This window comes from Rhizobium sp. 25PS6 (genome assembly GCF_032464655.1).
Classification (GTDB): domain Bacteria; phylum Pseudomonadota; class Alphaproteobacteria; order Rhizobiales; family Rhizobiaceae; genus Rhizobium; species Rhizobium laguerreae.
In genome coordinates this window covers 155609-177385 of the sequence record NZ_JAWDIV010000009.1, presented here as the reverse complement: position 1 = coordinate 177385, position 21777 = coordinate 155609, and the positions used below count along the sequence as shown (strand labels likewise).

Genomic DNA, 21777 nt, shown 5'->3' with positions numbered 1-21777 from the left:
TGCCTTGGCGAGGTTTTCGCACGATTCCACTAAATGCGTCTTTGCCGGTTTAGGCCAGGTTCCGCGATTGGGCCGCTTTACGCCAGCGGCGTGTTGGTTCCCCGACGCCGCATTTTTTGTTCGATTTCGTCCAGTACCTCTTCGGGCGTCACCTGCTCTTTCAGTTCCTCGAGCTCCTCTCTCGTCTCGATTTCGACGCCGAGTTTCTCGGCGATGGCCGAAACCAGTGTCAACACCTCCGTCGCCTCATGCTCTGCCAGAAGACAGATCTGCAAGTTGAGATCGGCGCGCTTGTCGTCGGCCTCCGCCATACGGTTTTGGCTGATCAGCACGAATGTCGAGATGAAAATCGCTTCGACAGACGCGACCATCGCCAGAATGACGAATGACGGGTCGAAGGCGGGTATAAGCGGAAGCAGGCCGGTATTGACGACGATCCAGAGCGTGACGACCAGCAGGTGCAGGTAGACGAACATCATCGATCCCGCAAAACGGGTAATGGCATCGGCCGCCCGCTCCTGCCGGCTCGATTGCCGCGCCTCTTGCTCCCGCCGCTTCAGCAGAGCCTCGATGTTGCGGTCGAGACGTCTGGATATCGTGCTCTGCTGCTGCTCGGATCTCGGTGCCGACATTGAATGCTTCCATGTTTAAGCAAATCCAACCTCTGTGAAGGCGGAGAGTTTCGCGTTTGACCAGCGCCGCTCATTTCATCGACGAACAGGCAATCCCCGAGCCTGGCTCCCGCCGCTTTCGCGGGCGCTCTGAAATGATCGGATCAGTTCGATCGCCCGCTTGCCGATGCCGGGAAGCGCCAGCAGTTCGTCGTCGGTCATCGAAGACAATTTACTGACACGCTTTATGCCGCTGGACAGAAGCGCCTTGACGATCCAGACAGGGATTTTGCTGCGGGCGAGCATATCGCTCGAGGCTGCCCGCGGCTTCGACGTCTTCCCTGCTGGTCGAGAGGCCATGTCCATCCCGCAGATGATTTGCGACCGCCAAAACCGGCGAGAGGCTCGGCGGTTCCAGCCGATTCACCGATGACTGCAAAGATTTTGTCCGGCCGTGCCGACGCCGCCGCTTCATGCGTGCCGATAGATGTCGTCGATAATTGCAGCGACCTCGACAAGCCGTTCGCAGGACGGATCATAAGCCTGACCACTGGCGAGCCGGGCCGCCCAGTCCGCCGCCGCCCGGCCGCCCCAGTCGTCGGGAGGCCGAACAAGTTCTTCGGTCGATGTCCCGCGGAAGCGACAGGCCGCAAAGTCATAGAACGACCCGCCGACATTCCTGAAAGATGCACCCCCGGATGTTCCGAAAAAGTCGGCGCCGATGACCGCATCGCATCCTGCCTGCAGCCGCCAGGAGCAGGCGAGGCGGATAACCGCGCCATTTGCCAACGTCAGAGTGGCGATGGCGAAATCTTCGACATCCCCCGCTGCGCTGATCGGCTCGCCGCCTTTCATTAGTGTACTCGTGACGTCGGTGACCTGCGGAAAGTCGAGGCACCAGAGCGCCATGTCGATGAGGTGGACGCCGAGGTCGATGACGCATCCTCCACCCGACAGCGACTTGTCGTAAAACCAGGATTTGTCGGGGCCAAACGCATTGTGGAAGACCAGATCGGCGGCGAAGACAGTGCCGAGCTCGCCATTTCTGATCAGATCGCGAATGCGCTGCATGCCTTGCGTATAACGATAGGAGAGATCGACGCCCAACAGCCTGTCGGCTAATCTGGCGGCGGCCACGACCGCTTCCGCCTCCGCCGCGGATCGGCCGAGCGGTTTCTGGCAAAATACGGCAACACCGGCCTGCAGCGCCCGGATCGACTGCTCGGCGTGCAGAGCACTCGGCGTGGCGATGACGACGCCGTCGAGGTCGAGCGACAGGAGCGCATCGAGACCGCCGACGATTTCCGCATCGGGCGCAAGGCGCAGGGCTTCTGTTATCATTTCCTCGCAGGGATCGGCGATGGCAACGGCTTCGGCCATCCGCGTGCGAAGAATTGCCTCCATTCGGTTCCTGCCGATCCAGCCGATACCGAGGAAGCCGAGTCTCACGGGCTTGACCCGCGTCTGCAGGGAGCGATCTACCATCCTGTTCATCAGCACGTCACCATCGCCTTGAGGAAACCATCTGGCCTGTCCCGGGTGGCGTCGAGCGCTTCGCCCAGGCCTTCCAGCGGATAGACATGGGTATAGAGCGATGACGGATCGAGCCTGCCGGAAACGACCGCTTCGATCGCCTCGCGCATGCCACTGATATAAATCAGGGGATCGCGTTCGTGAGCATTGATGACGTCGAGGCCACGCCAGTTCCAGAGCTGCATATTGACTTGCCTCGGACCGTCCTGATGGTATCCGGCCACCACCAGCCGGCCGCGCTCGGCAGTCAGTTCGCCGGCCAGGTCGAGCGGCCACTGCTTGCCGACCGCCTCTATGACGCGGTGGCAGAAAGCACCGTCGGTCGACTCTCTTACAGCTTCGATGATCCGCCAGTGGTCGTCCATCGCCAGCGTCTCGGCGGCGCCCATGCGCTTGGCGATTTCGAGGGAAAACGGACGGCGCGAGACGGCGATGACGCGCGCGCCGGCGCCGCTAACAAGCTGCGTCAGCAAGGCGCCGAGAAATCCGATCCCGATGATGGCGACGGTCTGGCCCGCCTCGATGCGGCTGCGCCGGAATATGTTCATCGCGCAGCCGAGCGGCTCGCCAGGGAAAGGCTGGCCGTCGAGCGCCGGCGGCAGCGGCACGACCATGTCGGCATCCGCGATGTCGTGGGTGGCGTAGGCATGATATGAGAGCGCAGCGACCCGGTCTCCTGGATTGAGGCCAGACACCCCGTCGCCCAGCGCATCGATCCTGCCCCAGCCCTCGTGACCGAGACCGCCCGGCTCAGTCGGAAAGGTCATCCATTCCGGGCCGGCCCAAGGGCCAAGATTGGAAGCGCACACGCCCGAGCCTTCGAGCCTGATCCTGACCTGGCCCGGTCCCGGCTGGGGAAGAGGTCTCTCTTCGACGGACACTTCTCCGGGGCCGGTGATGATCGCCGCCCGGATTGCTCCCTCGGCCGCTCTTGCCAACATGTTCATGAATTGCTCCTTCGTTTGGCATGGCCGGTCTGCTTGCCGGCAGACGCCGGTGGCCGCTTCTCAATCTTCGAGGAATATTTCGCTCATGGATTGGCCGCCGAACCAGCGACGCCGCCAGATGTTCCGGATGATGTCAAAGAACATGTCAAAGAAGATGACATTGAAGCCGGAACAATCTTCGCCGCGCTTGGTTCGGCAGGTCATCTTCAACTTGAGCGGACGGAAATCAGATGGCGATGATCCTTGTAACCGGCGGCTGCGGCTTCATCGGAAGGCATGTCGTCGAGGAACTTCTCGACAACGGCTATGAGGTGCGGGTCCTCGATGCGTTGATCGATCAGGTTCACGGCGATGCTGAAACGGCGCTGCCCGAGGCTGCCGAAATAATGCGCGGCGACGTCAGGGATAAGACTGCGGTCGAACGGGCTTTGTTGGGTGCCGATGGCGTCATCCATCTCGCTGCGGAGGTCGGCGTCGGACAGTCGATGTACGAGATCGCCCGATATGTCGGCGGCAATGATCTCGGCACGGCGGTCCTTCTGGAGGCGATGATCGGTCGCCGGCCCAAACGCGTTGTCGTCGCCTCGTCCATGAGTGTCTATGGCGAGGGCCGCTATGAAACCGCCGACGGTGCGCAGCTCGATCTGGTCAGGCGACGCGGCGACCAGATCAAGGCCGGCCAATGGAACCTGCGCGGCGCTGACGGCAAAGTCCTGAGGCCGGTTGCAACGGATGAAGAAAAGCCCGTCGATCTCGCCTCGATCTATGCGCTGACCAAATATGCGCAGGAAAAACAGGTCCTGATTTTTGGCGAAGCCTATGGCGTCGAGGCGGTGGCGCTCCGTCTCTTCAACGTATTCGGTGCCGGCCAGGCTTTGTCCAACCCCTATACCGGCGTCTTGGCAAACTTCGCCTCCAGGCTCGCCAATGGCCAGCCGCCGATGATCTTCGAAGATGGCGAGCAGCGGCGGGATTTCGTGCATGTGCGCGACGTGGCGCGCGCCTTCCGCCTCGCGCTCGAAAAACCCAATGCGCCGGGACATGTCATCAATATCGGCAGCGGCCAGGCCTATACGATCACCGAGGTCGCAACGCTTCTCGCCGATGCGATGGGCGTGCCGGAAATACGGCCCGAGATCATGAACAAGGCCCGCTCCGGCGATATCCGCAACTGTTTTGCCGACATCGCAAAGGCGCGCGAACTGCTCGGCTTCGAGCCGCGCTTCAAGCTGGAAAACGCGCTCGGACCTTTCGCCGATTGGGTGAGACATGCCGGAGCGATCGATCGCGGCGCAGAGATGAAACGGCAGTTGGAGGAAAGAGGGCTGGTATCATGACAAAATCCGCATTGTCGGCCGGAACCGGCGCGTCCTCGAGATCCTATGGCTTCGTCGAGTGGTTTCGCCCGGGCGAATACGAGCGGACGTCGCAGACGATCGCAGATGTCGGTATAAGCGGCGCCAGCTATTTGCGCACGCATCTGTCATGGGCCGAATACCTCGCTCCGGGTGGCGAAGCGTGGTTTGATTGGCTCATCCCGAAGCTTGGGCGCGAGATTGATCTTCTGCCCTGCATTCACTACACGCCGCCGTCCTTATCCCGGACAGGACGGTCTTCCGGCGCACCGGCCGATCTCAAATCCTATGCCGACTTCGTCGACCACGTGCTCAGCCGATACGGTCGGTATTTCAGTCACATCGAATTGTGGAACGAGCCCAACAACCTGCTCGACTGGGACTGGCGCGAAGACAAGGACTTTCTGCTGTTTTGCGAGATGGTCGGCGCCGCCGCCTATTGGGCCAAACATCGCGGCTGGCGGCCGGTGCTCGGCGGACCATGCCCCTTTGATCCCTATTGGCTCAACCTGATGGGCGAGCGCGGCGTGCTCGGCGTCGTCGATGCCGTCGGCTTCCACGGGTTCCCCGGCACATGGGACAGTGAGGAAGGCACCTGGGGCGGCTGGGACATGCATCTCGGCGAGATGCGGAAAATTATCGGCCGCTTCAACGACAAGGCCGAGATCTGGATCACCGAAACCGGTTATTCGACCTGGCGCAACGACGAGATGGAACAGGCACGGCGTTTCGTAAAGGCCCTGAGCGTGCCGGCCGACCGGATGTATTGGTATTCCTGGCGGGATGTGCCGCCGGATGTGCCGGTGCAGGAAGGCCTCTGGTTCGACCCCCGGCATTACCATCTCGGTGCCGTCACCCATGAGAACCAGCCGAAGCTGCTCGCGCGCCTGCTGATGGAAGGCGGCGTCGAACGGCTCGAGCAGGTCGCCCGGCTCGCTACCCCCAACGTCGCCAAGGGAGCCGCCCCGATCGTCATCACCGGAGGCTGCGGCTTCATCGGCTCCAACCTTGCCGACAGCTACCTTCAGGACGGTGAAGACGTTGTCGTGCTCGACAATCTCGGCCGGCCGGGCGTCGATCAGAATCTCGGCTGGCTGACCGAAAGACATGGCTCAAACGTACATCCCGTCCTTGCCGACGTGCGCGACGCGAGAAGCATCGAAGCAGCCTTTGCCGACGCCAAGGCGGTCTTTCACTTCGCCGCCCAGACCGCGGTCACGACGAGCCTCATCCATCCGATCGACGACTTCGAGGCCAATGCGCGCGGCACGATCAACGTGCTGGAATCGGTGCGCAAGGCCGGCCGCCAGGCTCCATTGATCTTTGCCAGCACCAACAAAGTCTATGGCGGGCTCGATGACATTGCCATGCGTGAGGCCGAGGATCGCTACCTGCCGGTCGACGCGACCATCCGGTCATACGGGATCGGCGAAGACAGGCCGCTCGATTTCTGCACCCCCTATGGCTGCTCGAAAGGCGTGGCCGACCAGTATGTGCTGGATTATGCAAAATCCTTTGGCATCCCGACGGCTGTGCTGCGCATGAGCTGCATCTATGGCCCACGCCAGTTCGGAACCGAGGACCAGGGCTGGGTGGCGCATTTCCTGATCCGGGCGCTCGCTGGCGAACCTATCTCGATCTACGGTGACGGCAAGCAGGTCCGGGATATTCTGCATGTCGCGGATGCGATTGCCGCCTATCGCGGCGTCCTCGATGGCATTGACGGGATCAAGGGCCGCGTCTTCAACCTCGGAGGCGGTCCGGCGAATGCCGTCAGCGTGCTCGCAGTCCTGCGCGAGATCGGCAGGCTGATTGGGCGCCCGGTCGAAGCTTCCTTCGACGACTGGCGAGCCGGCGACCAGTATTTCTTCGTCGCAGACACCCGCGCGCTCCAGCACACGCTTGGCTGGAGCGCGCGTGTCGGCTGGGAAAGCGGACTGCAGCACCTGGCGGAGTGGCTCATCGAAAACCGTTTCGGCGGCCGGCCGATCCCGCGCCGCGATCGAAAGGTCTCCGCATGATTCGTCGACGAAACCGGATATTGATGACCCTCGATGCGGTTGGCGGCGTCTGGCGTTATACGATGGATCTCGCCGCCGGGTTTCGGTGCCAGGGGATGGAAATCGTCTTTGCAGGCCTCGGACCCGCACCGTCGGCAACGCAGACCGCAGAGGCGAAAGCGCTGGGACAGCTGGTGTGGCTCGATGCCCCTCTCGACTGGATGGCGGCGAGCAGCGCCGAAATATCAGCCGCGCCCGCCGAAATCTCTCGGATCGCCAGAGACTATCGCGTCGATCTGCTGCATCTCAACCTGCCGTCGCAGGCCGCCGGCATCGATACGCCGCTGCCCGTTGTCGCGGTTTCCCATTCCTGCGTCGTCACGTGGTTTGCCGCGGTGCGCGGGACGCCGGTGCCGCCGGACTGGGTCTGGCAGCGCGAGGCAAACCGTGAGGGCTTCGACCGCGCCGATGCGGTGCTGTCGCCGAGCATGAGCCATGCGAATGCGCTGCAGGCCGTCTATGGTCCTGTATCCCGGCTGAAGGTGGTCCACAACGCCAGCCGCGTCGGATCCAACCAGCGTCCAAAGAAGATCTTTGTCTTCGCGGCCGGTCGCTGGTGGGACGAGGGAAAGAACGGGGCTGTGCTCGACAGGGCGGCAGCGGTGATGCCTCTGCCCGTCGTCATGGCAGGTTCTTGCTCAGGTCCCAACGGACAGCGACTGCAGCTCAATGACGCCGACGATCGCGGACCGCTGTCCTATCCGAAGACCATCGCCCTGATGCAGCGCGCGCAAATCGTCGTATCGCCATCCGTTTACGAGCCTTTCGGCCTGACCGCCCTGGAGGCGGCGCGATGCGGCGCGGCTCTGGTGCTGTCCGATATCCCGACCTATCGCGAGTTATGGCACGGATGCGCGCTGTTCTTCGATCCGAATGATCCCCGGTCCCTGGCAGCAGTGTGCATGCGCCTCAGCGAAGACGAGCAATTGCGCGGCGAACTCGTGGTGCGATCGCTGGAGCGCTCGCGAGCCTTCAGTTTGGAACGGCAGGCGGCAGCGGTGCTCGAAACCTATGCGCAGCTGCTGAACGACAAATTTACCCCGGTAGCGGCGGAGCAATCATGAAATTCCTGTTTTACACCCATTCGCTGGTTTCCGACTGGAACCATGGCAACGCCCACTTCCTGCGCGGCATCATGCGCGAGCTGACCCGCCGGCATCACGACGCGCTGGCGCTCGAACCCGAGGAATCCTGGAGCCGCAGCAACCTGCTCAGCGATCAAGGGCCGAGGGCGGTCGAGAAATTTCACGAACTGTTCCCGCAGCTCCGTTCGCAAATTTACGGACCGCATTTCGATCACGAAGCGGCGATCGCCGAGGCCGACGTCGTTGTCGTCCACGAATGGACGGAACCGGCGCTGGTGGAACGGATCGGCCGAGCCCGGCGCAGCGGCGCCGATTTCACCCTGTTGTTCCACGACACACATCACCGGGCCGTGTCGGCAAAAGGCGATATCGCCGGACTGACGCTTGAAGATTATGACGGCGTGCTCGCCTTCGGCGAGACGCTACGGCAGCGCTATCTGCAGGCCGGTTGGGGCAGATCGGTCTTTACCTGGCATGAGGCGGCCGACGACGCGTTGTTTTATCCGAGGCCGGAAATCGAAAAGACCGGCGATCTCATCTGGATCGGCAATTGGGGCGATGACGAGCGCTCCACCGAGTTGATGGAATTCCTCGTCCACCCCGCGCATGAGCTCGGGCTGACGACGACCGTTCGCGGTGTGCGCTACCCTCAACAGGCGCTCGATGCTCTCGAAGATGCAGGCATCGCCTATGGCGGCTGGATCGCCAATGCAGAGGCGCCGCTCGCTTTCGCCGGCCACAAAGTGACCGTGCATATCCCGCGACGCCCCTATGTCGAAAACCTGCCCGGCATTCCAACGATCCGTGTCTTCGAAGCGTTGGCCTGCGGCATCCCGCTGATCTCAGCCCCCTGGCACGATGCCGAAGCGCTTTTCAGGCCGGGCAGGGATTATCTCGTTGCCAAAAATGGCCGAGAGATGACGCGCCTGCTGCGCGAAGTGATGGCGGACGATGCTCTCGCGGCTGCGCTGGTCACATCCGGCCTCGAGACGATCCGCGCGCGGCACACCTGCCGGCATCGCGTCGATGAACTCTTCTCGATTCTGGAGCAATGCGGCACGGCGGGCGTCGTCGGGCAGCTGCCAGCCAAGGAGGCTGCCGAATGAAAATCGCCTTTTACGGATCAAGCCTGGTTTCAGCCTATTGGAACGGTGCCGCCACTTATTATCGCGGCCTGGTGCGCGCTCTGGCGCAGAAGGGCTATGACATCACCTTCTACGAGCCCGACGTCTACGACCGGCAGAAAAACCGCGATATCGATCCGCCGGAATGGTGCAAGGTCGTCGTCTACCAAGGCACAATCGAGGCGCTGAAGGAGGTGACGGCGGCTGCGGCCGAGGCCGATATCGTCGTCAAAGCCAGCGGCGTCGGTTTCGAGGACGATCTCCTGCTGCAGGAAGTTCTTCGCCACGCCAGACAACGGGCTCTGAAAATCTTTTGGGATGTGGATGCGCCGGCAACGCTCTCAGAGCTGCGGCAGAGCCCCGAGCACCCGCTTCGCAAATCCTTGAGCCGGATAGACCTCATCCTCACCTATGGCGGCGGCAATCCCGTGGTCGACGCCTATCGCAGCCTCGGTGCAGCCGACTGCGTGCCGATCTATAACGCGCTCGATCCTGAAACCCATCATCCGGTGCAGGAAGAGGCGCGGTTCACCGCAGATCTTGCCTTTCTCGGCAACCGTCTGCCCGATCGTGAAGCGCGGGTCGAGCAATTTTTCCTCGAACCGGCTGCACGCCTGCCGCAGCAAAAGTTTCTGCTCGGCGGGTCCGGCTGGAGTGACAAAGCGTTGTCGTCGAACATCGTTCACATCGGGCATGTCCCGACCCGCGACCACAACGCTTTCAACGCGACGCCGAAAGCGGTGCTCAATATCTCGCGTGCAAGCATGGCGGAAAATGGCTTTTCGCCGGCAACCCGCGTTTTCGAAGCGGCCGGCGCAGGCGCCTGCCTGATCACCGACTATTGGCAGGGCATCGACCTGTTTCTCAAGCCCGGCGACGAAATCCTTGTGGCGCGCGACGGCCAGGATGTCGCCGATCTTTTGGCCGGTCTGACATGGCAGCAGGCCAGGGCGATCGGACAGCGGGCGCTGAGACGCGTGCTTGCCGAACATACCTATAGCAATCGCGCCGAGACCGCCAATGCCATCTTCCGCGCCCGGGCCACGCGAGCGGAGGCTGCCGAATGACCAGTCCGCTCGATATCGTCATCCTCGGCCTCTCCTTGTCGTCGTCCTGGGGCAATGGTCACGCAACGACCTATCGCGCCCTCATCGGCGGCTTGCACGCTGAGGGGCACCGGGTGCTGTTCCTGGAGCGCGACGTGCCCTGGTATGCAGCGCATCGAGATCTTCCGGATCCCGACTTCTGCCAGCTCGTCCACTACAGCGACATCGATGAGATGATCGAAAACCATGCCGATCGGATCAAGGCGGCGGAAGCCGTGATCATAGGGTCATATGTCCCATCCGGCGTCACCGTTATCGACAGGATCGCCGCCCTTAAGCCACGACGGCTGTGCTTTTACGACATCGACACCCCGGTCACACTGGCGAAACTCGACCGTGGCGACGAGGAATATCTGGCGCGCCGACAGCTTGCGACCTTCGACGCCTGCTTCTCGTTTTCGGGCGGAGAGGTGTTGGCGCGGCTCGAACGTCGATACGGCGCGCGCAAGGCGATCGCTCTCTACTGCTCCGTCGATGCGAGCCGATATCAGGCAACGGGCGAGCCGTTCCGCTGGGATTTCGGCTATCTCGGCACCTACAGTTCCGACCGGCAGCCAACGCTGGAGCGGCTGCTGGTCGAGCCTGCCAGGCAGCTGCCGCATCTGAGCTTCGTGGTTGCCGGTCCTCAATACCCCGACAATATCGACTGGCCGGCAAACGTCGAGCGGATCGAGCACCTGCCTCCTGCCGATCATCCGAGCTTCTACAGCCGGCAGCGTTTTACGCTCAACGTCACGCGAAGCGACATGATTGCCGCGGGCTGGTCACCCAGCGTGCGGCTGTTCGAGGCCGCTGCCTGCGGCACGCCGATCATCAGCGACGACTGGCCCGGGCTGGAAGAACTCTTTGCCGACGGTCAGGCAATCATCATCGCCAAAGGATCGGATCATGTGATCGACGCCCTGACGAAAATCTCTCCCGACGGGCGTCGTGCGCTGGCATCGGCCGCCAGGGCGACGGTGCTTGAGCGCCATACCGGCGAGGTGCGGGCTCGTGAACTCGCCGCCGCCTTGCGAGAACTGCCAGAAGAAGGGGTGAACGACAGCGCCCCCGAACCTCAATCCATTTCAGCCTAGGAGACGCATGATGCTGCAAAGGACGCGAAACGGAAGAGTGAAGACTGTGCTTGTCGCCGGAGGAGCCGGTTTCGTCGGCTCGCATTTATGCGATGCGCTGCTTGCCCGCGGCGATCGGGTAATCTGTGTCGACAGCTATATCACCGGATCTGAGGACAATATCCGGCCGCTGATCAACCATCCGAAGTTCCGTCTGATCGAAAAGGACATCTGCCATCTGGATAGAATCGACGAGCCTTTAGACCAGATCTACAATCTCGCCTGTGCGGCATCGCCCCCACAGTATCAGGCAGACCCGGTGCATACGATGATGACCTGTGTTGCCGGCACCGGCAATCTGCTTTCGCTGGCCGAACGGCACCGCGCCTCGTTTCTGCAGGCGTCGACGAGCGAGGTCTACGGCGATCCCGTCCAGCATCCGCAGACGGAGGACTACCGCGGCAATGTCAGCTGCATAGGCCCGCGCGCCTGCTACGACGAGGGCAAGCGGGCGGCGGAAGCACTTTGCTTCGATATGCTGCGGACCGGCAAAGTGGACGCACGTGTCGCCCGCATCTTCAACACCTATGGGCCGCGTATGCAGCCGAGCGACGGGCGGATCATCTCCAATCTGCTGGTACAAGCCATATCAGGCGCGCCGCTGACGATTTACGGAAGCGGCGACCAGACGCGCTCCTTCTGCTTCGTCAGCGATCTCGTTGCAGGTCTGCTGGCGCTGATGGATGTCGATCCCAATCCGGGCGTCCCGGTCAATCTCGGCAATCCCGGCGAATTCACGATCAACCAGCTGGTCGACATGGTGCTGGCCATGATGCCGTCGACATCGGTCGTCGTCCACAGGCCGCTGCCGCAAGACGACCCGCAGCGCAGACGGCCCGACATTTCGCGGGCAAAAGACCTTCTCGGCTGGCAGCCGACGATCCCGCTTGCCGAAGGTCTGCGCCTGACCGCCGATTGGTTCATCGCCGCGGCCCGTCCTGACGGAGGCTTCGATGGCGCGAAGGTCACGCGGCGCTCGAACTGGAGGCAAGGTGCAAAAGCCGGACGCACTGCGATCGGCGTCTGACATGTGAGCGATGAACGACGAAGGAGAGCCAGATGGATGCAGCACAGCCGACAAGAGATCAGGACCTGCAAAAGCGGATTCAGGAACTCGGGCCGTGGTTTCAGAATTTGAACATCGGCGGCCACATGACAGCGGCCGATCATTTCCTCGGAGACTATCCCACCTTCAAGTGGAAAGGGTTTCAGCATGTGCTGCCGGCCGATCTCAGCGGCCTCAGCGTGCTCGACGTCGGCTGCAACGCCGGCTTCTATGCCCTTGAGATGAAACGCCGCAACGCCGCCCGTGTCGTCGGCATCGATTCCGACCCGCGCTACCTGGCGCAGGCCCGCTTCGCGGCGGAACAAGCGGGAGCGGACATCCAATTCCGGCAGATGTCGGTCTATGACGTCGCCCAACTGGGTGAAAAATTCGATCTGGTGATCTTCATGGGCGTGCTCTATCACCTGCGCCACCCCCTGCTGGCGCTGGATCTTCTCTATGAACACGCTGTCGGCGACATGATGCTGTTCCAGTGCCTCCAGCGCGGCGACGAGCGCATTCCCGACCTCAAGGAAGATTACGACTTTTCAGAATGGAGCATCTTCGACCAGCCGGAATATCCGAAGCTTTTCTTTGTCGAGGAACGTTATGCGTCCGATCCGACAAACTGGTTCATTCCCAACCAGGCGGCGGTCGAGGCGATGCTGCGCAGCGCCGGCTTTCGAATCGACGATCATCCGGAACGCGAGGTCTATCTGTGCCGACGAGGCCAACGCCATTATGCGGTTGAGGAGCCGCCCCGGATGGCCGCGCCTTGAAAGGCTCGTTTCGTCGGGCCACAGCTGCGGGAAGCATTGGATTTCAATAAGGCGGAAAGCCTGCCGCAGCATGCGGTGCACGGGCTTCAACCGGCCGCTTGCTCAGCCGTAGCCGAATATCGAAGTGGTTGAGGGTGCCGGGCAGGTCGTCGACTGTCAGAGACGGCTGAAGCAGCGTGATATCTGCCTGCGACAACAGCGCACCGATGGCGAAGCTTGCAATCGCCGGTACGAGATTGTGGGCTGGACAAATGGCAACACCAGCGCTGAAAGGTACGAATCCGACTGTCGGCAAGGTGTCGTTGGGCCCCCAGATACTTGGTTCCATCCGGTTTGCATAAGCCAGCTCGGGATCACGGTGAAAGAAGGGCGCGAAGATGATGACGCCCGTGCCGCGCGCCACGGTCCTGTCGCCTTTGATCTCCTCGGTCAGCTCTCTGAGGATGACGGGTGTCGTCGGCCAGAGGCGCAGAGCCTCGAGCAGGCAACTGCGCGTGAAGGGACGATCAAGTTCGGGATCTTTAACTTCGTCAACGGCTTTGGCCCAGTAGCTCGGATGGCAGGCAAGCAGCGCAAGCGTCCGGAAAACGGCAATTCCAGCAGCGTCGAAGGCAAACAGCCATTGGGCCACCTGACTTTCTAAATCGAAATCGCTGCCTTTCGGCAGCCGACCAATCAGGCTGCCCTCCTCCGGCTGGCGCAGATATTGACCCAGCTGCTGCTGAAACTGCCGAAGCTTGCGCCGATCGATGGAAGCTGCAAAAGCCCAATTCGCCCGACTTCGAAGGTCGTTCAAGGTCTTCGTCAAAGTGACGTCGTTGCGCGCGCGATCGCCGAGTACGGTCCGGCGAACAATCCGGAACCAGGCTTGCGAGAACGCAGACCAATCGAGTTCGTTCGGCCGGTCGGCACCAATGCCGTCCAAAATCTCCGGGAGTTCGGAATCGACGATCGTCTTGAAGCGGGCCGAAGAGGGATGCAACCGGTCCGCGCTTGCCAAAGCATGTTCATGAATCGGCCGAAGCTCGGCCCGCCGCGAGGCATCTGAGATCAGCACGTTTTTCGGTTCGAAATGCGCAAGAGCGGCGCGCTTCTCCCAGGTTGCCGTGGCAAATGGCTGGGGCGAACAGTGGAGCACCGTGGAGACGTCGGCAGGGTCAAGGATAAGCAGCTGCGGCCGGAACGGTATAGACAAGAGGAGGGGTGCCCGGCCATATTTTTTCACCAGCCGCTGCATCTGCCTGACGGCGCTGATATCCAGACCCTGCCGCTGTGCCAGGCGTTCCATGATCGGGCGGCGAATGATGACGCCTTTGGCCGCCGTCGGAACCATGACAGCCGCAACCACGCGCAATGTGTCGATCCAGCTGGCGCGATTTATACGGGCGAAGCCGGCGGGTCTTGCGTTGGAAAAGACGGCCTGGCTGCGAGAGTTCATGATCCCAAAGCCCCTTGCTGCATGGAATATCCGATCGGCTTTATTTCCGAACCAGGACAACGGCCGATTGTTCCGGCCTGAACCACGATCCCCGATAGACGCATACCGCTTGGAGGCAGCGGAACAGAAGCTGGCTCGCTTGCGTTGTTTCGAGCGCATAGATGCGTGGAGGCCCCATGCCTGACGAACCTGCCGCAACCGCACCTGACCTCGAACCGCGAAAGGGCAGCCCGAGCCCTCGTCTCGACGAGAGCGAGTTCAAGAAGCGTTTCCTGAGCCAGTTCAAGGATCGGGCGTACGAGACTTTGGAACATGAACTCGGCAAAGTCGCCGCGGCTGCATGGGATGCTTACGCCAATTCGCGAAAGAGCCCGATAACCAGGAAGGCTGGACCGGGCTTTGCCGATCCCGACTATGATCTCGCCACCGATTGGCTTGCGGCGAGAGACGAAATCCGCGCTGCGCAAGCGCGCTTCGAGGATGAGAGCGCGCCATTGCGCGTCCTCCTCATCAATGGTTCGTCGCGAAGCGAACATAGCTGTCCGGGCGAGCTTTCCAAAAGTTTTCGGATGGTCGAAATCGCCAAGGAGGTGTTTGCCGCCGCCGGCGTGATCGTCACCGTCCTCGACCTCAGTCGCATCGCTTCCGAATACGGCCGACAGATTCATCCGTGCAAGGCGTGCTTCTCGACATCGGCCGCACTCTGTCATTGGCCGTGCTCCTGCTATCCGAATTACTCTCTCGGACAGATCCACGATTTGATGAACGATATCTATCCGATGTGGGTCGAGGCCCATGGCATCATGATCGTCAGCCCGGTGAACTGGTACCAGACGCCCTCGCCGCTGAAACTGATGATCGACCGGCTCGTCTGCGCCGACGGCGGCAATCCGGACCCGACAAGCACGCATGGCAAACATGCCAAGGAGGCCAAGGAGCTTGAGATGCAGGGATGGGACTATACACGCCATCTTTCCGGCCGCCTTTTTTCGGTCGTCGTTCACGGTGATACCGAAGGGGTCGAGAATGTCCGGCGCAGCGTCTCCAACTGGCTGACGTCGATGGACCTCATCCCGGCCGGAGCATTGGCCGAGGTCGAACGTTACATCGTTTATTGGGAGCCCTACGCCACTAGCCACAATGCTTTTGAAAGAGACAAAGCCTTTCAGGAGGAGGTGCGCAATGCCGCCCGAACGCTTTTGGAGGGCATCACGTTACGCCGCAACGGCAAGATGGTGGCGGCCGGAAGACGATTGAAGCAGCCGCGTGAGAAGTAGACGGGATTGCCGATCTCGTCTGGATCGACGCGTCAGGGTAATCTACTCCTTGCCTGAACCTGGTTCAGCCATTTTGGCATGCTGATGAGCAAGAATGCTTGCCGGCGTCACATTGGCGACGGCCGCCTGCAGTTTATTCTTCCAGCCGCTGACGATATCCCCTTCACCGTCCATCATGGCATCGAAGCCGATCTTGGCGACGTCAGCCGGATCATCCTTCTTGGCCTGCCCGACGGAGGTATCCATGAGATCGGCGCGCTCGAAAAATTCAGTATCGGTCGCGCCGGGCATCAGGCAGCTGACGGTCACGCCAGTCTCTTTCAATTCCTCGCGCAGGGCGAAGGAGAAGCTGTTGATGAAGGCCTTCGTTGCATTGTAGACGGCCTGGTAGGAGCCGGGCATGAAGCCGGCGATGGAGCCGGTCAGCAGAATGCGACCCTCGCCGCGGCTGCGCATCAGGTTGCCGACCTGCTGGACGAGATAGATGGTGCCGACGATGTTCGTATCGACGACTTTTCGCGCTTCCGCAAAATCCTGGTCGAGGAAACCCTTGCCGAGGCCGCGCCCGGCATTGGCCATCAGCAAATCGACCGAACGCCCGGAAGCTTCGATGGCTTCCATCAGCCGGTCGACGCCGTCTTCGGTGGAGAGGTCGGTTTCGATCGCCTGGACCGACGTGCCAAACTCCTTCAGGCTCGCCGCTGCCTGCTGGATGCGTGTCTCGTCGGCGGCGATAATCAGATCATAGCCTTCCTGCGCCGCGCATTTGGCAAGTTCATAGCCAATGCCCGTCGAGGCGCCGGTGATCACCGCGAGACCTTTTCCAAGTTCATTCCTATCCATGTTTTGTCTCCTAGAGTTCGGAAAAAGCTGAAGCCACCGAACCTGAAAAGAGAGGATATGTTCCGGCGGGCGGCGTCTCGGCGTGCGGTGCGGGAGCCTCGGCGGATGCGCCATGTGGCTCCCGACGTTCAGCCTCACAAAGGACGGCTGTGTGATGATTGCTGATTGGCGGCGACGGAAACAGAAGCGCGATTAGTCGATGAGTTGGTTCCCCAGCAGCGACTGCAGGGTCTCGCGGGCGCGGCTGACGCGGCTTTTCAAGGTGCCAACCCGGCAGCCGCAGATCTTGGCGGCATCTTCATAGCTCGTTCCGGCCGCCACCAGCGTTAGCGCACGGCGTCTGTCGTCGGAGAGGCGGGTCAGCGCCTGTTGCAGCTCGCGCTCGCGAAGCGCCCATTCCTGGCTCGGGGCAATTGCGACTTGCTCCATCGTCACGTCCATTCCGACCGGCTCACGCTGCCGCCGGCGATAGTTGCTGCAGAACGTATTTCGAAGGATTGTGAAGAGCCAGGATTTGAGAGAAGTGCCGGGATGGTAAAGATGAATTGAATTGAACGCTTTCAGCAGCGTTTCCTGCACGAGATCATCGATGTCGTCCTCACTGCGCAGGAATCTCCGGGCAAAGGCGCGCAACGCCGGTGTCAGTTCGACAATCTCCAGCTCGATCGAGGATGTTTCTTCGCAATGTGACGCAGGACGTGGTGAAGATAGAGACGTCATTTTTCTCTCCTGGGATTGAAAGGAAAGTCCCGAACATCCTAATCGTTGCCGTGCGGTATCGGACAAACATGTCGTTTCGCTCATCGGCGGACCTCTCCCCAAGCGACGGAAACACAACGATGCCGGGAGGCTGTGGCGGACCGCGCGCACTAGCGTTGCCGGAAGGGATTTTCGCGGCGCGATTCGACTTTAGAACGGCAATCCGGCCGGATCGTTCCTGTGCGATGTCGCACAGTATTGATAACCTTCGCATTATCCGCCGTGCATCAGAGAGCTGCGTTCGAATCCGGTGAAAAATGGCGGCAGGCCGGGAACAACAGGTGTTGGCAACTGTTGGAACTGTCGGCGGCGACAGGCCAGCGATAGACGATTGTCTTCCTGCCTCAGTGTTAAATGAGTTCAAATATGAGCGTAATCAGTTTCAACAAACTTCGCGACGCCCGCGAAAGGCCCGACGCTCAGTTCGTCCGAATGGACGAACACGGGCGGGCAATCTATCTGTTCGCCCTCGAATACAAGATGGGCCTCTCGACTTGGTCTGCCAAAATCTGGGCCTATTCATTCGAAGATGCCGAGATGCGCGTGAAGGCAATGCGCGAAAGCCTTACGGTCTGCGGCCAGCTTCATGCGTCGATACGCGCTTAGCCGGCCTAAGAGGCTTGACTTGCGAGTGATCTGAAGTCGCGCCTGGCAAAACACAAGGCTGGGGCTCTCAAACATCGAAAATGTCTTGCCGTTCAAGTCCGCCTCCAATCCCCTTCCGATCGCCTTTGCCATTTCCTCAATAGGACGATGTATGCTTGTTGCCGCAATCTCAGCGATTCGGCTCCAGGACCTTCAGCCAATGACCAGAGCAAGACGCCGCCGCATCATCCGGACCCGACGAACCCTGACCGGGCTTGCCCTCGTCGGCTCGATTTCGTTTCTGGCCGGCATGACCGATGCGACCGGTCTTCTGCTGACCGGCGATTTCGTCTCCTTCATGACGGGGAACACGACGCGGGCGGCACTGGCCTTGAGCGACGGCAATCTTTATCACGCCGCGGTGCTGATCTCCGCCATCGTCGTTTTCGTGCTCGGCAATGCGGCAGGCATCGTCATCTCTCATGTCTCGCAACGCCGCATTTTCGTGGTGCTTGGCTGCGTCGGGCTGGTTCTGGCGCTCGCCTCGATGATGACGGTGCAGAACATGCTCTTCGCACGGTTCTACATGATCGTTTTTTCCATGGGCATGGTGAATGCTGCCGTCGAACACATCGAAGGCCTGCCGATCGGGCTGACCTACGTGACCGGCGCCCTGTCGCGTTTCGGCCGCGGCATCGGCCGCTGGATCATCGGCGATCGTCGTGTCGAATGGACGATCCAGATCGTGCCCTGGGGCGGTATGGTGCTCGGCGCGATCGCCGGGGCCGTCCTGACACGGCTGACAGGCGCCCATGCGCTGTGGCTGGTCTCCCTCTTCGCCATGGTGCTTGCGCTTGCCGCCATGCTCATCCCGCGGCCGCTTCAGCGCCGCTTCAACCAGAAGATCGCACCGAGCGGATCGGCCATCACGCGCGCGAAATAAAACCGTCGCATTCCTGTCACCGTCGAATCGGATAGGAAGGACCGCCGTCCATCCTCAAGGAGTGGGTCTTGTTCCTGATTTCGAAGCTTGTCTGGATTTTCGCTCAGCCGCTGTCGCTGGCATTCTTCCTCGTCTTCCTTGCCCTGCTTGCCGGCCTTCTGCGCTGGCGTATCTTAAATATCCTCGGCGCAGCTGGTTCGGCCCTCATCCTCTTCGTCACGCTCTACACCACGGCCGGCAACCTGCTGATGCAGGGTCTCGAGCAGCGGTTTGCAAAGCCCGCCGTCGATCCCGATAGCCTGCAATGCATGATCGTGCTCGGCGGCGCCTTCGAAAACGAGGTGAACACGGCGCGCCACGGCATAGAATTCAATGGTGGAGCCGACCGCTTCATCGAAGCCCTGCGGCTCGCGCAGAAATTTCCGCAGTCGCGCATTCTGGTATCGGGCGGCGACGGCTCCATCTCCGGCATCTATGAAGGCGATGCGGCGGCATCCGAGCGTTTCTTCCCGCTCTTCGGCGTCGGCAGGGATCGCCTGATCGAGGAGAGGCAATCGCGCACGACCTTCGAAAACGCGGTCAACACCAAGGAATTCCTGGCAAGCCAGGGCCTTTCCAATTGCCTGCTGATCACCTCGGGTTTTCACATGCCGCGGTCCGTTGGCATCTTCCGCAAGCTCGGCATCGATATTGTGCCCTGGCCGACCGATTATCGCACCGACGGCCAGGTGAGCCTTGGGTTGGATTTTACCCAGCCGAACCTCAATGCGCAGAACATGGCGACGGCGATCCGCGAATGGTACGGCCTGGTCGGCTATTATCTCGCCGGCCGCACGTCGGAGCTTTATCCGCAATAGAGCGCCGCGCGTCCGATAGGACGCGCAAAGGACGCTCTATCACTTTGAATCAGTGTATAATCCCGAAAGATTTTCGGGATTATACACTGAGAGCTACTTCTTCGAGATGGTGACGAATTTCGTGCCGCGGACGCGGGCCGTCACGATGCAGGGATCACCTTCGGTGCGGTCGCAGAAGCGCGGATGCATCTTCATCGCCAGGACCATGTTGCCGAAGCGCTGGACGAAATCGTAGCCATAGATCTGTGCCGTCGCGATCATGAAATAACCGCCTTCGGCAACCTGCAGGTAGAAATTATAGGTGCAGCCGTCGTCATTGCATTGCGGCCCCTTCTGCCCGTCGCAGGTCAGCTGGCCCTCGTTGACCACCGCGTCGATCAGGCCGTCATTGTTGATGTCCTGCCGGATGATGAAACCGTCGGCAAACTCGGCCGTCTTGCACTGCTCCTGGAAATGTTTCTTCTCGTAGATCTCAGGGTCGGAGATCAGTGATTGCTGACTGAGGGCGACAGCCGGCATGGCAAGCAGCAGGACGATATTCAGAACGGCGAGCACCAGCGTTTTCACGGCTTTCCTCTTTGGATAAAGGCTCCTAATGCGTGTCGCCCAAAAGTATGCAGCGGTTTTGGGACAGCGACATGCATCAAATCAAAGACTTCAGCTTTATGGCCGCGCCGCCTTGCGCCGCCCTTGCCGCCGTGATTGATTCCCGAGAACAGGATGATTTTAGGCCTAGTTGGCCTAAAATCTGAATCCTGTTCTCAATTCAAGAGTGAGAGCATGATGTCGTCCGAAAACCGCTCACACTTTTCGGCATCATGCTCTGAACTTCCGCCGGTTCCGGGGCTCGCATGTCTCTGCTCGTCTATCTCGATTATGCCGGTATTGCGCTGTTTGCCGCAACAGGCGCACTTGCCGCCTCGCGCAAGCAACTGGACCTGATCGGTTTTTTGTTTTTCGCCATGGTGACGGGAACCGGCGGCGGCACCGTGCGCGATATCGTGCTCGGCCGCGTGCCGGTCTTCTGGGTGCTGAACCCCGCCTATATCCTCGTCTGCTGCATCGTGGGCGTCATCGTTTTCTTCACCGCCCACCTGCTGGAATCGCGCTATCGGCTGCTGATCTGGCTGGATGCGATCGGCCTTGCCGCCTATTGCGTGATCGGCGCTGCCAAGGGCCTCGCCGCCACCGGTTCGCCGACAATTGCGATCGTCACCGGCACGCTGACGGCGACCTTCGGCGGCATCCTGCGCGATCTGATGGCAAACGAGCCTTCGGTGCTGTTGAGGCCGGAAATCTACGTGACCGCAGCCCTCATCGGCGCCAGCGTGTTCACACTCGCCAATGCGCTTGGAATGCAGCTCTATCTGGCGTCTGCCTGCGGCGTCGTGGCCGCCTTTGCGGTGCGCGGTGGAGCCCTGTGGTTTGGCTGGACCTTCCCGACCTACAGGCACAAGCCCGGCCGGCATCCCGACGATGTCATGTGAAGCCTAATGCATGTCGCCCAAAAGTGCGCAGCGGTTTTGGGACAACGACATGCATAAAAATAAAGATCTAAAGGGCGTCGCATGAGGCCGATTCGGTGCGACGCGCTAAAGCATGTCGCGCAAAAGTGTGAAGCGGTTTTGCGACAACGACATGCGTAAAAACAAAGATCTAAAGCGAAAGGAGCGAATCTGAAAGATCGCGACGCGCTTTAGAGGCGTCGTCAGCTCTGCTTCGCCCGCAGGCGGATCACCACGTCGACATGGGCGATCTCCATGCCTTCGGGCGGTTCCGGCAGATTGGCGATCGTCAGGTTGCTGACGGGAATGTCGAGCACCTCGTTCTCGCCTTCGACGAAGAAGTGGTGATGATCGGAAACATTGGTGTCGAAATAGGTCTTGGCGCTCTCGACGGCGAGAACGCGGATGAGACCGGCTTCCGTGAACTGGTGCAGCGTGTTGTAGACGGTTGCCAAGGACACCGGCACGCTGGCGGCAACCGCCTCCTCGTGCAGTTCCTCGACGGTCAAATGCCGGTCGCCCTTGGCAAACAGGAGGTCGCCGAGCGCGACGCGCTGGCGGGTGGGGCGCAGGCCTGCACCGCGCAGCCTTACCTCTATTGCGATCGGGAGTGCACCCGTCATCAAAACCAACTCCGGTTATTCTGGCATAAAGCAATCATGTTTCTTTAAGCGGTATAACTTTTGCATCGGAGCCTTTCAATAGTTCAATGGGGACGGGAGCCTGATAAACGCGGCAAAAACGGGCTTTTGACGCAATTAGGTCTGGTCCCAGCCCTAGCCTTCCTGTATGCGACCACCAAATAATGGC

23 protein-coding genes are annotated in these 21777 nt (G+C 60.9%); 14 read left to right on the top strand and 9 right to left on the bottom strand.

The window, feature by feature from the left end:
- Window positions 1-77: 77 nt before the first annotated feature.
- From RWK44_RS15090 to RWK44_RS15075, 4 genes are all read right to left on the bottom strand, one after another.
- Window positions 78-632 carry a DUF1003 domain-containing protein gene (locus RWK44_RS15090; RefSeq protein WP_077977122.1) on the bottom strand — a complete coding sequence of 185 codons (555 nt, stop codon included), beginning with the start codon at window positions 630-632 and terminating at the stop codon, window positions 78-80.
- Between the two features lie 75 nt (window positions 633-707).
- Entirely contained in the window at window positions 708-917 is a 210-nt protein-coding gene (locus RWK44_RS15085; RefSeq protein WP_025396608.1) for a helix-hairpin-helix domain-containing protein, read from the bottom strand.
- Between the two features lie 165 nt (window positions 918-1082).
- Complete coding sequence (locus RWK44_RS15080; RefSeq protein WP_183594497.1) at window positions 1083-2105, bottom strand: Gfo/Idh/MocA family protein; 1023 nt, start codon at window positions 2103-2105, stop codon at window positions 1083-1085.
- Window positions 2105-3091, bottom strand: a complete 987-nt coding sequence (locus tag RWK44_RS15075) for an MDR/zinc-dependent alcohol dehydrogenase-like family protein (protein WP_316029022.1) — start codon at window positions 3089-3091, stop codon at window positions 2105-2107. Before RWK44_RS15075 ends, RWK44_RS15080 begins: the two co-directional genes overlap by 1 nt.
- 33 nt (window positions 3092-3124) lie before the next feature.
- Between RWK44_RS15075 and RWK44_RS15070 the strand changes: the two genes are divergently transcribed.
- Genes RWK44_RS15070 through RWK44_RS15030 form a run of 9 tightly spaced genes read left to right on the top strand, consistent with a single transcriptional unit; the run spans window position 3125 to window position 12760 of the window.
- The gene (locus tag RWK44_RS15070) at window positions 3125-3331 is read left to right on the top strand and encodes a hypothetical protein (RefSeq protein ID WP_131640095.1); all 207 of its coding nucleotides are present in this window, start codon (window positions 3125-3127) and stop codon (window positions 3329-3331) included.
- Entirely contained in the window at window positions 3322-4428 is a 1107-nt protein-coding gene (locus tag RWK44_RS15065; RefSeq protein WP_221944933.1) for an NAD-dependent epimerase/dehydratase family protein, read from the top strand. The genes RWK44_RS15070 and RWK44_RS15065 overlap by 10 nt, the downstream gene beginning before the upstream one ends.
- Window positions 4425-6467 carry an NAD-dependent epimerase/dehydratase family protein gene (locus tag RWK44_RS15060; RefSeq protein WP_316029021.1) on the top strand — a complete coding sequence of 681 codons (2043 nt, stop codon included), beginning with the start codon at window positions 4425-4427 and terminating at the stop codon, window positions 6465-6467. The genes RWK44_RS15065 and RWK44_RS15060 overlap by 4 nt, the downstream gene beginning before the upstream one ends.
- 23 nt (window positions 6468-6490) lie before the next feature.
- On the top strand, window positions 6491-7570 hold the full coding sequence (locus tag RWK44_RS15055) for a glycosyltransferase family 4 protein (protein ID WP_316029020.1): 1080 nt from the start codon (window positions 6491-6493) through the stop codon (window positions 7568-7570).
- On the top strand, window positions 7567-8697 hold the full coding sequence (locus tag RWK44_RS15050; RefSeq protein ID WP_316029019.1) for a CgeB family protein: 1131 nt from the start codon (window positions 7567-7569) through the stop codon (window positions 8695-8697). Before RWK44_RS15055 ends, RWK44_RS15050 begins: the two co-directional genes overlap by 4 nt.
- Window positions 8694-9782, top strand: a complete 1089-nt coding sequence (locus RWK44_RS15045) for a CgeB family protein (protein WP_316029018.1) — start codon at window positions 8694-8696, stop codon at window positions 9780-9782. Before RWK44_RS15050 ends, RWK44_RS15045 begins: the two co-directional genes overlap by 4 nt.
- The gene (locus RWK44_RS15040; RefSeq protein WP_316029017.1) at window positions 9779-10897 is read left to right on the top strand and encodes a CgeB family protein; all 1119 of its coding nucleotides are present in this window, start codon (window positions 9779-9781) and stop codon (window positions 10895-10897) included. Before RWK44_RS15045 ends, RWK44_RS15040 begins: the two co-directional genes overlap by 4 nt.
- 10 nt (window positions 10898-10907) lie before the next feature.
- Window positions 10908-11963, top strand: coding sequence for a UDP-glucuronic acid decarboxylase family protein (locus RWK44_RS15035; protein ID WP_316029054.1), 1056 nt, complete (start codon window positions 10908-10910; stop codon window positions 11961-11963).
- A gap of 32 nt (window positions 11964-11995) precedes the next feature.
- Window positions 11996-12760 carry a TIGR04290 family methyltransferase gene (locus RWK44_RS15030; RefSeq protein WP_316029016.1) on the top strand — a complete coding sequence of 255 codons (765 nt, stop codon included), beginning with the start codon at window positions 11996-11998 and terminating at the stop codon, window positions 12758-12760.
- A gap of 43 nt (window positions 12761-12803) precedes the next feature.
- On the opposite strand, the gene RWK44_RS15025 is transcribed toward RWK44_RS15030, so the two are convergent.
- The gene (locus RWK44_RS15025) at window positions 12804-14198 is read right to left on the bottom strand and encodes a cytochrome P450 (protein WP_316029015.1); all 1395 of its coding nucleotides are present in this window, start codon (window positions 14196-14198) and stop codon (window positions 12804-12806) included.
- Between the two features lie 176 nt (window positions 14199-14374).
- Between RWK44_RS15025 and RWK44_RS15020 the strand changes: the two genes are divergently transcribed.
- Complete coding sequence (locus tag RWK44_RS15020; protein WP_316029014.1) at window positions 14375-15475, top strand: flavodoxin family protein; 1101 nt, start codon at window positions 14375-14377, stop codon at window positions 15473-15475.
- Between the two features lie 42 nt (window positions 15476-15517).
- On the opposite strand, the gene RWK44_RS15015 is transcribed toward RWK44_RS15020, so the two are convergent.
- A complete protein-coding gene (locus tag RWK44_RS15015; protein WP_316029013.1) occupies window positions 15518-16318 on the bottom strand; it encodes an SDR family NAD(P)-dependent oxidoreductase in 801 nt (266 codons plus the stop codon).
- Window positions 16319-16510: 192 nt separating this feature from the next.
- Window positions 16511-17038 carry a sigma-70 family RNA polymerase sigma factor gene (locus RWK44_RS15010; protein ID WP_131665457.1) on the bottom strand — a complete coding sequence of 176 codons (528 nt, stop codon included), beginning with the start codon at window positions 17036-17038 and terminating at the stop codon, window positions 16511-16513.
- A 405-nt stretch (window positions 17039-17443) separates the two neighbouring features.
- Between RWK44_RS15010 and RWK44_RS15005 the strand changes: the two genes are divergently transcribed.
- From RWK44_RS15005 to RWK44_RS14995, 3 genes are all read left to right on the top strand, one after another.
- Window positions 17444-17683, top strand: a complete 240-nt coding sequence (locus tag RWK44_RS15005; protein WP_131665391.1) for a hypothetical protein — start codon at window positions 17444-17446, stop codon at window positions 17681-17683.
- A 199-nt stretch (window positions 17684-17882) separates the two neighbouring features.
- Window positions 17883-18605: a YoaK family protein gene (locus tag RWK44_RS15000; RefSeq protein WP_025396624.1), complete on the top strand. Its 723-nt coding sequence runs from the start codon at window positions 17883-17885 to the stop codon at window positions 18603-18605.
- A 68-nt stretch (window positions 18606-18673) separates the two neighbouring features.
- On the top strand, window positions 18674-19462 hold the full coding sequence (locus RWK44_RS14995; RefSeq protein WP_077977137.1) for a YdcF family protein: 789 nt from the start codon (window positions 18674-18676) through the stop codon (window positions 19460-19462).
- A 93-nt stretch (window positions 19463-19555) separates the two neighbouring features.
- Here the strand turns inward: RWK44_RS14995 and RWK44_RS14990 are convergent, their stop codons facing one another.
- Window positions 19556-20029: a hypothetical protein gene (locus RWK44_RS14990; protein ID WP_003544300.1), complete on the bottom strand. Its 474-nt coding sequence runs from the start codon at window positions 20027-20029 to the stop codon at window positions 19556-19558.
- A gap of 284 nt (window positions 20030-20313) precedes the next feature.
- On the opposite strand from RWK44_RS14990, the gene RWK44_RS14985 reads away from it, so the two are divergent.
- Complete coding sequence (locus RWK44_RS14985) at window positions 20314-20949, top strand: trimeric intracellular cation channel family protein (RefSeq protein ID WP_017962724.1); 636 nt, start codon at window positions 20314-20316, stop codon at window positions 20947-20949.
- Between the two features lie 221 nt (window positions 20950-21170).
- Here the strand turns inward: RWK44_RS14985 and irrA are convergent, their stop codons facing one another.
- Window positions 21171-21590: an iron response transcriptional regulator IrrA gene (gene irrA / locus RWK44_RS14980; RefSeq protein ID WP_131665388.1), complete on the bottom strand. Its 420-nt coding sequence runs from the start codon at window positions 21588-21590 to the stop codon at window positions 21171-21173.
- Window positions 21591-21777 lie beyond the last annotated feature (187 nt).